8 protein-coding genes and 2 tRNA genes are annotated in these 13,252 nt (G+C 67.9%); 2 read left to right on the top strand and 8 right to left on the bottom strand.

All coding sequences use genetic code 11. The features are described from left to right. The first annotated feature begins 312 nt into the window (after positions 1-312). Positions 313-3,558: a prealbumin-like fold domain-containing protein gene (locus tag CLU95_RS01560; RefSeq protein ID WP_180288506.1), complete on the top strand. Its 3,246-nt coding sequence runs from the start codon at positions 313-315 to the stop codon at positions 3,556-3,558. Positions 3,559-3,851: 293 nt separating this feature from the next. Beyond that, positions 3,852-6,671: a prealbumin-like fold domain-containing protein gene (locus tag CLU95_RS01555; protein ID WP_257214782.1), complete on the top strand. Its 2,820-nt coding sequence runs from the start codon at positions 3,852-3,854 to the stop codon at positions 6,669-6,671. Between the two features lie 33 nt (positions 6,672-6,704). Here the strand turns inward: CLU95_RS01555 and CLU95_RS01550 are convergent, their stop codons facing one another. The 8 genes from CLU95_RS01550 to CLU95_RS01515 form a co-directional block, all read right to left on the bottom strand. Beyond that, the gene (locus tag CLU95_RS01550; protein WP_099789780.1) at positions 6,705-7,148 is read right to left on the bottom strand and encodes a YXWGXW repeat-containing protein; all 444 of its coding nucleotides are present in this window, start codon (positions 7,146-7,148) and stop codon (positions 6,705-6,707) included. 240 nt (positions 7,149-7,388) lie between these two features. Continuing rightward, a tRNA-Asn gene (locus CLU95_RS01545) sits at positions 7,389-7,464 on the bottom strand. Between the two features lie 188 nt (positions 7,465-7,652). After that, a tRNA-Asn gene (locus tag CLU95_RS01540) sits at positions 7,653-7,728 on the bottom strand. A 112-nt stretch (positions 7,729-7,840) separates the two neighbouring features. After that, positions 7,841-9,976 (bottom strand): TonB-dependent siderophore receptor, encoded by a 2,136-nt coding sequence (locus tag CLU95_RS01535; protein ID WP_099789777.1) that lies wholly within the window; start codon positions 9,974-9,976, stop codon positions 7,841-7,843. Continuing rightward, positions 9,973-10,932, bottom strand: coding sequence for a thiamine phosphate synthase (gene thiE, locus CLU95_RS01530; RefSeq protein ID WP_099789774.1), 960 nt, complete (start codon positions 10,930-10,932; stop codon positions 9,973-9,975). Before thiE ends, CLU95_RS01535 begins: the two co-directional genes overlap by 4 nt. A 5-nt stretch (positions 10,933-10,937) precedes the next feature. Then, entirely contained in the window at positions 10,938-11,747 is an 810-nt protein-coding gene (locus CLU95_RS01525) for a thiazole synthase (RefSeq protein ID WP_180838993.1), read from the bottom strand. Between the two features lie 37 nt (positions 11,748-11,784). Further along, positions 11,785-11,982, bottom strand: a complete 198-nt coding sequence (thiS, locus tag CLU95_RS01520) for a sulfur carrier protein ThiS (RefSeq protein WP_062472460.1) — start codon at positions 11,980-11,982, stop codon at positions 11,785-11,787. Between the two features lie 14 nt (positions 11,983-11,996). Then, entirely contained in the window at positions 11,997-13,091 is a 1,095-nt protein-coding gene (locus CLU95_RS01515; RefSeq protein WP_099789769.1) for an FAD-dependent oxidoreductase, read from the bottom strand. Between the last annotated feature and the right edge of the window lie 161 nt (positions 13,092-13,252).

Below are 13,252 nucleotides of genomic sequence, written 5' to 3'. Positions count from 1 at the left end.
CTGGCTGGGATTCCACGACAGCGCTGAGGCATGTACGTTCAACTTTTCTGTGCCTGTGAGCAACCCGAGTGTTCGGGTCTACGCGTCCAACTGCACCATCCCTTCCTGCGAGAAGGTCGCGGTGTCCGTCGACGGAAATCACTATCCGTTCACTGCGGCGGAGGTCACAACCCCTGCCCCCGATGGGGGGGGATCGCAGGCACAGGCCCTGGGGCGGTACAAATCGATGCGAACGGCGACCTTCAGGGAGGAGAACTCCTCACCACGGAAGGTCGCGGGGCCTCTGCATGGGCCCTTATTTCGAGACCATCTGTGTCTTCCGTCAAGCTCGCGCACGAGGCAATCCGCGGCGAGCCAAATGGGGCGAGGTATCAGGTGTGCTTCTCCGCACCAGAACTCCGGTTGGCGCTCAAGAAAGAAGCCAGCGCGGCCCGCTGGATCGCGGGCCAGCCCGCAAGCTATACGTTGACGCTGACCAGCGTGAGTGGCTTGCCTACGACGGCGGAAACAACGATCACCGACGAGGTCCCGCCCTCGCTCACCATTGGTCTGTTGCCGGCAGGTTGCACCCGCGCAGGCCAGACCGTGAGTTGCAAGGTGCCTGTCGGAATGGCGACGTCCACGTCCTTCGTCATTCCCGTCACGCCCCTGCTTGCCGCTGTGCCCCGCGTGACCAACACCGCCAAGGCGTCGGGTGGTGGAGACGCCACCTGCAACGGCACGGGGGCCTGTGCGAGCACGGTGGACACGACCGTGGCCCTTCCGTCGATCATCACCGCGACAAAGACAGCGAGTGCCAATCCGTTGGTGGTGGGAGCGCCAGACCAGTTCTATACCGTTGCCGTCAACGTCTCGAACGCCACAACCGCGGCGCCCCTCTCGGTGGCGGACGCCTTGCCCCCGGGCATCACGCTGCGTGGCGCGCCGACCTTGATCTCGCGGACCACCACCGGGGTTTTGAGCGGGTGCCCGGCCACCGGCGGCAGCCTTGCCGATTGCAGCGTGGCGGAAGGCGTCGCCCCAGGCAGCTTCGACCTCAGGATTCCCGTCAGCGTCGACGCGTCGGCGGTGGGCGTGCGCGGCGGCACGAACACGGTGAATCTGAGCGGCGGCGGAGACCCGGCGTGTACGGCCGCCGCGGGACAAGCCTGCGATGCGACCACGCCGGACACACCGGTGGTGCCGATGAAGCTGACGCTCGAGAAGACCGCCAGCGCAGCCAGCCTTGTCGTCGGCGTGCCGGCGAGCTACACCCTCACGCTGCGCAGCAATGGCGGTGCGACCACGAAGGAGGCCATCGTCACCGATGAGGTTTCCCCGTTCTTGCGCATCGGTACGCTGCCGGCCGGTTGCACTGTCGTCCTGCAGGATGTCACCTGCCGCGTGCCCGCCGGAACGCCACTGCCCGTGTCGTTCGTCATTCCCGTGACGCCCCTGGCGTCGGCGGTGCCGCGCGTCACGAATATCGCGTTGGCGACCGGAGGAGGCGACGGCACATGCAACGGCGTGGACGCTTGTGCGAGCTCGGTGAACACGCCCGTGACTTTTCCCCTGGCCATCACCTCCACGAAGACGGCCAGCGCCAATCCATTGCTGGTCGGGAAGACGGGCCAGTTCTACACGGTTGCCGTCAAGGTGGAGAACCTGCCGACCACGGCGCCGCTCTTCATCGAAGACATGCTGCCCACGGGCATCACGCTCGCCGGGCCGCCCACCCTGCTTCCGGGGAGCACCACGGGTACCCTGAGCGGTTGCCCTGCAACGGGTTCCCTGATCGCCAATTGCAGTGTGGCCGCGGGTGTGGTGCCAGGCACCCTCGAGATTCGGATTCCCATTCAGGTCGATGGCACGGCCATCGGTGCGCAGGCCGGCACGAACACGGTGAACCTGCATGGCGGCGGCGATTCGCTCTGTACCGCACTGCTGGGGGAGCCTTGCGACGCCACGACGCCGGCCACGGCGGTCCAGGCGGGCGATCCGAGGGTGCGCATCATCAAGGAGGTGGTCAGCGGCACGGGAACCCATCGCTTCCACTTCGCGCTGTCGGGTCTGAGCGCCTTCAGCGACACCCTCACGGTCACCGGCGCCGGCAGGGAAACCGGGGCCTTGAACATCACGGGCACGGTGGGCGTGGCAGCAACCATTTCCGAGACGTCGCCCGCCGGGTGGCCCCGGAACCCCATCGATGCGTACTGCATCGACAGCAAGGACATCATTGCGCCTTCGCCGATCGCTCCCAGGCCGCTGCGCCGGGCGGTCGGTGCCAGGGCAGCAGGCACGCCGGTCGTGCTCACCGGCAACACGCTGGCGATCCCGGCCGACTGGATGGTGCCCGGCGCGGATCTGCTGTGCACCTTCGTCAACAACGATGCGTTCGTCGTGTCTGGCCGCGTCTTCGAAGACAGCGGCAACGGCGCGGGCGTGCCGAACGACGGTCTTCCGAACGGCGGTGAAACGGGGCTGGCAGGCGTTCAGATGCGTCTGACGAACTGCGCTGCGGGCGTTCTGGCCACGGCCGTGACCGACGGGCTCGGCCGCTACGGGCTGGAGGTGCCGACCTCGACATTGCGTGGCGACGCCATGTGCGTCGAGGAGGCGACGCCGGCCAGCCATCTCTCTACGGGCGCGTCGGTCGGCAGCACGCGGCTGCCCTCCGGTGTGGCCGTGGACCAAGGCGGCAAGACCTACGCCTACACGCGCATGGCTGACGGTGCGCCGGACCGTGTCGCCTTCACGTGGGACGACGCCCCCGTGGGCGATCTGAATTTCGGCGACGTGGCCCTCAACCGTTTCGGTGCCGACAGCGCCCGGGGCGGGCCGCCCGGCAGCAGCGTCAGCCATGCGCACACCTTCGTGGCGCAAACCGGTGGCGCGGTGAGTTTCGGCATCGCCAATGCGGTGGCGACCCCTGCGAACACTGCTTGGAGCGCGAAGATCTATGCCGATCCGGGCTGTACCGGCGCACTGCAGGCTGGCGCGGTGGTGCTCTATCCGCCGGCGGTGCCGACGACCGTGACGGCAGGGCAGAACCTCTGCGTGGTGATGCAGGAATTGATTCCGGGCAACGCGCTCGCGGGGCATTCCGACAAGAGCGCGGTGCAGGCGAGTTTCGTGTTCACGAACGCTTCGCCCGGACTGAACGCGAGCTACATCGTGAACGACACCACGACCGTGTCGACCACGGCGCTCGAGCTCAAGAAGGAAGTGCGCAACGCGACGAAGAACGGCACCTTCGGACTCAACAACGAGGCCAAGTCGGGCGAGACGCTGGAGTACCGCATCACGTACACGAACAACGGTGCGACGCCGATCAGCAACCTGACACTGAACGACACCACACCGGTCTACACGGGCTTTGCCGGTTCGCAGGTGGACACGACACCGACCACGCTGACGGCATGTGCGAAGAACACGCCCGCCAACCCCGTGCCTGCGCCCTCGGTGGCCTGCGCGGTAACGCAGGCGGCAGGTGGCGCGGGCGCGCTCGACTGGAAGTTCACCGGGCAACTCGTGCCCGGCGGTACGGGCGCGGTGCTTTTCAGGGTGACGGTGAACTGACCGGGGCGCCTGGCGGCAGGAACGCCACGGCGATCGATCAGCAACATCTCTTTTCCGCTCGTCCGAGCGGGCAACGGCCAAAGCGAAGGGGGCCGACCGAAGAATCCTTCGCAGTTGGCGTTGCTGTCACCTCGGCAGCCAGAACCTTGACGGTGAAGACGATGAGAAGAACTGATTGGATCGAGAGCGCCGTTGCGCCTCGGGGCAAGCTTGCGTGCATGGGGGCCGTGGCGCTCGCGCGGCGTGCGGGGGCCTTTTGTCGTGCCTTGCGACACAGCAGCGTCTTGGTGGCGATGCTGCTGCTGGCCGGGGTGCCGGCCATCGCTGCAGATTTTTGTGTGAATCCGGGCTCGCCATCGACGGTGTATGGCGGCGTCATTTTCTCGACGGCGGGCAGCGGATGCGACCCACGCTTTCCCGTCACTCTCGGGAACGACGGCGTCACGGAGTCCTGCACTTTCAAATTCTCAGTGCCTGTATCTCAGGTCTACTTTGATGTCGGTAGTTTGGGCTGCCTCAGTTCCGGGTGCGAAAAGGTCGTGACGAGCGTCGATGGCCAGCATTACCCGTTCACCGCCGCAAGCGTGACGACGCCATCTCCGATTTTGGGGGGGAGCGTCACTTCAATCGTTGAACCCGGCGACATTCTGGGAGCGACTAGCCCGGACGGTACTGCCCGAGCGCGCATCTCGGCTGCGGCCGTGTCTTCCGTCACGCTGACGCATGAAATCGTGAGCGGGGTCTCAGATGGGGCCGCCTACAGGCTCTGCTTTTCGACCCCTCCCCCTCAATTGGCACTGAGCAAGACAGCCAGCCCGGCCCGCTTCACGGTAGGCAAACCGGCCACCTACAGGCTGACGCTGAGCAGCACCAACAGCGTGGCGACAACGGCCGTCACCACCATCAGTGACAGCATTCCCGCGACCTTGACCGTTGGCACGGTGCCTGCCGGCTGTACGAAGTCGGGCCAGGTGGTGACATGCACTGTCCCTGCCGGTTCGCTTGGATCGAAGTCGTTCGACATTCCTGTGACGCCGCTGCCTTTCGCGGTACCGAGCGTGGCCAACACGGCCACCGCGAGCGGAGGAGGGGACGCCGCATGCATCGACGCAGGTGCATGCAGGAGTTCGGTGACGACCTTGGTCGACCCGCTGCCAGCCATCGCCACGAAGAAAAGCGCAAGCGCGAATCCGCTGCTGGTGGGCGCGTCGAACCAGTTCTATACCGTGGAGATCACCGTGTCGACGGCCGCGACCACGGCGCCGATCACGTTGGCGGACACCTTGCCGGTGGGCATCACGCTGGCCGGCGCACCGACGCTGAATGCCGGGACGACCACAGGGGCTGTTTTGACGGGTTGCCTTTCGGCGGGCTCCAGCGCGGGGGGGTGCAGCATCGGCATCGGCGTCACGCCGGGGGTTCTCTCCCTGAGGATTCCTGTCAACGTCGCGGCAACGGCCGTGGGGGCCACCGGCGGCACGAACACGGTCAACCTGAGCGGAGGTGGCGACCCGAGCTGCACGTCGGCGGCGGGGGAAATCTGCGATGCCACCACCGTGCCGGTCCGGGTGATCTTGAGCGTCCCGAAGGTCCAGATCGTCAAGCGCGTTGCCAGCGGCACCGGGAGCAGCTTGTTCAGCTTCGCGTTGGCCGGCCTGAGCAAGGCCAGCGACTCCATCGTCGTGGCAGGCGCAACGTCCGCCACGGGAGCGCCCGGGATTGTTGGAACGGCCGGTGTGGGGGCGAGCATCACCGAGTCTTCTCCGGCCGGCTGGCCAGCGAACCCGGTGAGCGCCAGTTGTGTCGATGTGGCCAGCGCCACGTCTGCGCTCACCTTCGGCACGCTGACGGGGAATGTGCTGGAAATTCCGGCTGCCCGCATGGTGGCGGGCGCCGACATTCAATGCACCTTCGTCAACAGCGTGGGCTTCGCGCTGGCGGGACGGGTTTTCAACGACAACGGCTTCGGTTCGGGCGTACCGAACGACGGTCTGGTGAATGGCGGGGAGAAGGGACTCGATGGCGTGGCCGTGCGGCTGACCGACTGTGCCGCGGCCATTTTTTCCACAGCCACCACGGATGGCCTGGGCAACTACAGCCTGCCCGTGCCGTCTTCGATGGCCATGGGGGCGGCCTTGTGCGTCGAAGAATCGACACCCGCCGGCTACCTCTCGACGGGCGCCTCTGTCGGCGCCACGCAGTTGCCCTCGGGCGCCAGCACCAGCAGCGGGGGCAAGGCGTACACCTACACGCGCACGGCGGCGGGCACCCCGGATCGCATGGCGTTCTCATGGAATGGCGCGAGCAGCACCGGCTTGAACTTTGGCGATGTTCCCTTCAACACCTTCGGGGCGGACAGCGTCAAGGGAGGCGTGTCTGGCGGCAACGTCAACCACGCGCACATCTTCACGGCGCAAACCGGCGGTTCGGTGAGCTTCGACATCGTGAGCCAGGTCGCCACGCCACCAGTGGAGGGCTGGAGCGCCAGAGTTCTTGCCGACCCGGGTTGCACCGGCGTGCCGCAAGCCGGCGCAGCGGTGCTCTACCCGCCCGCGGTGGCAATGACCGTGACGGCCGGGCAGAACGTCTGTGTCGTGCTGCAGACCTTCGTCCCGGGCAGCGCAACGGACGGCCATCGCAACGATGCGACGGTGCAGGCCAACTTCGTGTTCACGAATGCGTCGCCTGGCCTGAACGCGAGCTTTGCGGTGCACGACACCACGACGATGTCGATCATGGCGCTGGAGCTCAAGAAGGAAGTGCGCAACGTGACGCAGGACGGCGCCTTTGGGCTCAACAACCTGGCCAAGTCGGGCGAGACGCTGGAGTACCGCATCACGTACACGAACAACGGCGCGACGCCGATCAGCAATCTGACGTTGAACGATGCGACGCCGGTCTACACGAGCTTTGCCGGTTCGGAGGCGGATACGCCCCCGGCCACGCTGACGGCATGCGCGAAAAACACGCCGGCGAACCCCGTGCCTGCACCCTCGGTGCTGTGCACGGCGACACAGGCGGTTGGCGGGGTGGGGAGCATGGACTGGAAGTTCACCGGGCAGCTGGCGCCCGGCGGCACGGGCGCCGTGCGCTTCCGGGTCACGGTGAACTGACGGAACCGCCTTCCGGAAGGGAAGGCGCCGCGATCAGCAGCGTCCCTTTTTCGCCTGGCCGGGCGGGCAGTGGCCGCCGCCGCGGTGATCGTCGTCATGGTCGTAGCGGTCGTGGTCGCGGTCATGGCGGTGGTGGCGGTCTTCGCGGCGCTCCTCACGGCGCTCGGCGCGGCGCCAGTCGCCTTCGCGCCAGCGCCAGCCGCCGTCGGCACGCACCCAGCCACCCGGGGCGTAGGCGTAGTCGGGGCGGGCGGCCACGTAGTAGCCGGGGCGCCATGCGTAGGCGCGATCGTTCCATTGCCAATGGCCGGGCACCCAGACCTGGCCGCCACGCGGCCGCGGCGCGGGTTCGTAGCGCGGCGCGGGCGGCGCGACCTGGATCAGGCCGGGCACGTTGATGTTGACGGAAACCTGTGCCACGGCGGGCAAGGTGGCAGCGGCCACGGCGGCGGCCAGAAGAAGGCGTGTGAGTTTCATCGTGATGCCCTTTGGTTGTTTGTTATGAGTGACTGAACCCGAACAACGCCCGACCGGCGGATCGCGTGCACGGGGTTGTCCTGGGCGGGGCCGCAGAAGTTGTTAACAAAGAGGGAGTTTTGCACGCAGGGCGAGGCGTCCGTGTCGGACAGGCCCGCGTGCCGCGCAACGGCGGCCGATGTGTGGCGCAGAAAGCGAAAAGGCCCGTTACCTTGTGAGTAACGGGCCTTCAGCAAATGGTGGCTCCTCGACCTGGGCTCGAACCAGGGACCTACGGATTAACAGTCCGGCGCTCTACCAACTGAGCTATCGAGGAACAAGCCTTCAATTATATTCAATGGAATCGCCGTTCTGAACGGCGACCACCAATTTTTGACAATCGAAGTGCGCAATGCGATTTCTTTTATCGCTTCACTCGCGTCTTCGTCCGACTGTCGTCTCACAAATGAAAAGGCCCGCTACCTTGTGAGTAGCGGGCCTTCCAGAGGCCTTGCGGCTTTGTTCTGGCTCCTCGACCTGGGCTCGAACCAGGGACCTACGGATTAACAGTCCGGCGCTCTACCAACTGAGCTATCGAGGAACAAGCCTTAGATTATAGCGTGGTTTTTTGGGCTTCCAAAAACTCCGAGGCGCCGGTGCAACGAAATCGTGGCGACGAGGCCGCGACGAGGACGAAGCACTCGTTCGTATCGTCACATCGCAATGCTCACGCCCAGGCGCAGCGTGCGCGGCGCGCCCGGGAACAGGTAGACGTGGCTGAACTGGTAGGGCGACTCCTTCCAGTAACGGCGATCGAACAGGTTGTCGACGGCCAGCGTCCAGCTCGTGGCCATGCCGGCCAGCTTGGTGTCGTAGCGCAGCACCGCATCGAGGCGCGTCCACGACGGCAGCCGGATCGAGCCATCGGGCAGCACGTTGCGGCGGCCTTCGTACGACAGCTGGCCCGCGAGTTCGAGGCCCGGCACCGACGCGAAGCGGTACGCGGCCTGCGCGCGCAGCACCTGCTTGGGCACGTTGGTGGGTGCCTGTCCGTTGAGTTCGGGGGCGGTCGTGCTGCCGCGCCGCTTGGCGTCGATGAGTGCCACGCTGCCGCCCAGGCGCCAGGGGCCGCCCGTCCATTGCGCGCCGGCCTCGAGGCCGCGATGCACCGCGCGGCCGTCGTTGCGCACCGTGCAGGACTCGCCGCACAGGTCGAGGTTGGTCATCGGGCGCGAGATGTCGAACCACGCGACCTGCCAGTTGAACGCCGCATCGCCGCCCTTCAGGCCGAGTTCCCACTGGCGCGATTGCAGCGCGGGCAGCGCCTCGCCCGCGTTCGCGTACTGCGAGCTCTTGTTCGGCACGACCTGCGATTCGACGCCCTTGCCCCAGCTCGCATAGGCGAGCAGCCCGGGCTGAATCGTGTAGCTGGCCGCGATCCACGGCGTGGTGATGCTGTCGCTGTAGCCGGTGGGGCGCGAGCCGTCGGTGCGGATGCTGTCGCGCGACAGCCGTGTGTGCCGCGCGCCGATCCAGGTCGTGAAGCGGTCGTTCCAGCGGATCGCGTCCTGCACCGACAGCTCGGTCGAGCGCTCGTTGCGGTTGGTGTTCGCGTCGGTCAGTCGCGGGTCGGCCGGCGTCATCGCGGTCGCCCAGATGTTGCCGGTGCCGACGTAGTTGTAGGCCTGGTCCTGGAAGCGGTTGCGCACGCGGCTTTGCAGCAGGCCAAAGCCCAGCTCGTGCCGCACGCTGCCCGTCATCACGTTGCCCTTGAGGTTCAGGCTGCCCGCGGTCTGCGTGCGGCGCTCGTTCTCGCTGCGAAAGTCGTACACGTCGAAGGTGCCGTCGGAGCAATAGCGGTCGTAGTTGCCTTCGGCGCCGCAACCGAACGCGTAGGCCAGCCGGTCGTCGGTCTTCAGGCGCTGCTGGCCGATCTGCGCGCTCCAGCGCCAGTCGGCATTCAGCGCCTGGCTGAAGCGCACCGTGCCCGTCAACGCCTTGAACACCGAGGGCTGCGACCACGGCTGGTTGTTGAGGTTGATGCGCGGATCGACCGGCCGGGGCAGCGTGTTGCCCAGCAGGCTGTAGCCGTTCTGGCTCGGCTGCTGTTTGTGGCTTTGCTCCGCTTCGAACTCGAGCACCGAGTCGCGCGTGATGCGCCAGTCGGCCGCGAGCGAGAAGATGCGGCGGCTGCCGTCGAGGTTGTGTGTGAGCGGTTTGAGCTTTTCGCCGGCGACGTTGAGTCGGTAGCCGAACTGGCGGTTCTCGCCGAAGCGCCCGCCGAAGTCGAGCGCGCTGAGCACGCTGCCGCGGCTCGTGGTTTCGAGGCGGACGGTGCGCAGGTCCTGTTCGGTGGGGCGCTTGACCACGTAGTTGACGAGCCCGCCCGGTGCGCTGGTGCCGGCCTGGATGCCGCTGGTGCCGCGCAGGATCTCGATGCGCTCCTTGTTGTCGAGCGGAATCGCCGTTTCGGCGCTGATCGGCAGGCCTTCGCGCCGGTAGTTGAAGCGGTTGTCGAGCACGAAGCCGCGCACCGTGAGGTAGTCCCAGTAGCCGGCCGAGTTGTAGGCGTCGGTGACCGAGGCGTCGAACTGCGTCAGGTCGGCGAGGCGGCGTGCGCCGCTGCTGCGCAACTGCTGGCTGTCGATGATCGTGGCCGACAGCGGCAGCTCGCGCAGCGGCACGTCGCCGAAGCCGCTGATGTCGGCTTGCGGCGCGGCGGCGCCGTCGTTCACGGTGACCTCGGGCAAGGCCTGAGATTGCGCATGCGCGCCACAGGCACCGAAAGTGAGGAGGGCGGCGGCGAGTGCGCGCGAAAGCGGGGAGTGCGAGAAAAGTCGAGCGTTCATTCTGTGCGTTCAGGGGAAACCGGGGCGGCGTGCATCGCCGTCATCCATTGCGCGGCCGTGGCCTCGGGATCGTCGGCGGCGACCAGCGCGCGCACCACGGCGACCGAACCGACGCCGGTGGCGAGCACCTCGGGCAATCGCACGGCATCGACGCCGCCGATGCCGACCTGCGGGTAGCCGCGCAGCAGGCGCGCGTAGGCCGCGAGCCGCGCCACGCCCTGCGGCGCGGTCGCCATCCGCTTGAGCGTGGTCGGGTAGATGGCGCCCATCGCGATGTAGCTCGGACTCACCGCGTCGGCGCGCACCATCTCGGCGTAGCCATGGGTGCTCACGCCGAGCCGCAGGCCCGAGGCGCGCAGCTGCTGCAGTTCATCGGGCGACAGCGCATCGAGGTCTTCCTGCCCGAGGTGAATGCCGTAGGCACCCGCCGCGATGGCGAGCTGCCAGTGGTCGTTGATGAAGAGCAGCGCATCCGTGCCGCGCACCGCGTCGACGGCAGCCTGCACTTCGCGCGCGACGGCGGCTGCGTCGTCCGACTTGAAGCGCAGCTGCACCGTCGGCACGCCGGCGCGCGCCATGCGGCCGACCCAGGCGGCATCGGGCAGCACGGCGTAGAGGCCGAGCCGTTCGGGGCAGGGCGGAAAGGCGTCGGCGCGCGCGGTGGGTGGAAACGGGCCCATGCCGAAATCGACCGGCGCATCGGGCCATGCCGACGCGTCGAACTGGCGCAGCCGTTCGGTCTGCGCGCGCCACGCATGGGCGAGGCATTCGGCATCGATCTCGATGAAGCCGAGCGCGGTGCAGGCTTGCTTTGCGCCGCGGTAGACGGCGTCGTCCGACGTGAAGCGCGGTGCGCCGCTCACGGGCGTGGACGTGGCGGCGCCGAAGCGCAGGCCGTGGGCCGCGACGATGGCTTGCGCCACGGCGCGGGCGTTGGAGGTGTCGATGGTGCTCATGGGGTTCAGGGCGCGTGGTGCCAGAAGGGCGTGCCGAGCACGGGCGTGCTGGGCTGCGCGGCGTCCTGCGCGGCCATCGCACCGGCGCGGTAGGCGGTGCGGCCGGCCTGCACCGCATCGGCAAAGGCGCCGGCCATCGCGACCGGTTCCTGGGCGAGCGCGACGGCGGTGTTGAGCAGCACGCCGTCGTAGCCCCACTCCATCACCTGGCACGCGTGCGAGGGCAGGCCGAGGCCCGCGTCCACCAGCATCGGCACCTTCAGCCGCTCGCGCAGCAGGCGCAGCGCATACGGATTGACCGGCCCGCGTCCGGTGCCGATGGGCGCGGCCCACGGCATCACGGCCTGGCAACCGACATCGACGAGGCGCTGGCACAGCACGAGGTCTTCGGTGCAGTAGGGCAGCACGTGGAAGCCATCGCGGATCAGCTGCGACGCGGCATCGACGAGGTTCAGCGTGTCGGGCTGCAGCGTGTAGTCGTCGCCGATGAGCTCGAGCTTGATCCACGGCGTGTCGAACAGCTCGCGCGCCATCTGCGCGGTGGCGACCACCTCCTGCACGCTGTGGCAGCCGGCGGTGTTGGGCAGCACGGGCACGCCCAGCTTGCGCAGCAGCTCCCAGAAGCCGTTGCCGAGGTCGCTGTTGCCGGAGCCCTGGTTCGCCGTCTGGCGGCGCAGCGAAGCAGTCAGCATCGCGGGCTTGGCGCGCTGCACAGCCGCTTCGAGCACGTCGGGCGACGGGTAGCGCGCGGTGCCCAGCAGCAGGCGGCTGTGGAAGGTCTGGCCGTAGAGGACCAGCGGATCGGGATTGGTCATGGGTGTCGTCTCCATCGTCTTGTCTCTGTGCGTCCGTTCAGCCGCCGGTCACCGGGCGGATCACCTCGACGCGGTCGTCCGCGTGCAGCGGGTGCGTGGCGTAGGCCGAGCGCGGCACGAACTCGCGGTTGACTGCCACCGCGAAGGGCGGCACGGCCTGCAGCACGGCGAGCGCGTCGGCGAGCAGCGCGCCTTCGGGCAGCGTGCAGGGTTTGTCGTTGATCAGGATGTTCATCGTCGATGTCGTCGTCATGCGTCGGGCACGTCCATGCCGAAGCCGCGCGCGAGCGTGGAACGGCCGTGCACCAGCAGCTCCATGGCCGCGTCGAGCAGCGCGGGCGCGATCATGAAACCGTGGCGGTACAGGCCGTTGATCTGCAGCATGCGCGGTTGCGGCTGGCGGATCGCCGGCAGGTTGTCGGGCAGGGTGGGGCGGCACTGCGTCGCGATCTCGACGATGCGCGCCTCGGCAAAGCCGCTGTGCACCGCGTAGGCCGCACTCAGCAGTTCGAGCGTGGAGCGCACGCTGGCGGGCGACATGTCGTCCGACTCGATCTCGGTCGCGCCGATCACGAACAGGTGGTCGGGCTTGGGCGCGATGTACAGCGGGTAGCGCGGATGCACGAGGCGCGTAGGGCGCTGCAGCGTGACCTCGGGCGCATGCACGCGGATCACCTCGCCGCGCACGCCGCGCAGTGCGTTCCATTGCGGCTTGGCACCGAGGCCGCGGCAGTCGATCACCCAGTCGGGCTGGCCCGCCGTGCCGGGCGAAAAGTCGGAAGGCGCACGCGGCGACTGCCAATGCAGCGTCACGCGCGCATCGGCTTCCAGCGTGGCGCGCAGCGACGCAAGCAGCGCGCGGTTGTCGAGCTGGCCTTCGCCTGGCAGGTACAGGCCGCGAGCGAAGCGCGTGCCCAGCGAGGGCTCCAGTGCGGCGATGGCGGCGGGCGTGTCGAGCGCCTGCATCGGTGCAAGCTCGGGCACCTGCGCGCCGGTGCGCGCCAGCACGCCCGCGAGCCGCGTGGCTTCGGCGGCATCTTGGCGGTGCCACAGCACCAGCGTGCCTTCGCGCTGGAAGAACACGGGTTGCGTCAGCGGTGCCAGCAACTCGGGCCAGCGCGACAGCGCGTGCTGCCCCATGCGCACGACCGACACCGGCGCCACGGCCGATTCGGCCAGCGGCGCGAGCATGGCCGCGGCCACGCGCGCGGCGGCGCCTTCGGCTTCGGGGCTGCCGGCTTCGTACAGGTCGATCTTGCAGCCGGCCTGCGCGAGCGTGACCGCCATCAGGCGACCCATGAGGCCTGCGCCGAGGATGGCCGCCGATTGAAATGGCACGCTCATGGTCTTGCTCCGCGGCTGTTGCTCCCTCTCCCCTTGGGGAGAGGGCTGGGGTGAGGGCCGACTGCGATGGCAAAGGCCGTGCGCTCGCAAAGGCCCACGCCCTCACCCCGACCCTCTCCCCAAGGGGAGAGGGAGTAAGACAACCGTGGCGTAGGAAGAAG

It is taken from the genome of Variovorax sp. 54 (assembly GCF_002754375.1).
Taxonomy (GTDB): domain Bacteria; phylum Pseudomonadota; class Gammaproteobacteria; order Burkholderiales; family Burkholderiaceae_C; genus Variovorax.
This window is presented reverse-complemented; position numbering and strand designations above follow the sequence as displayed.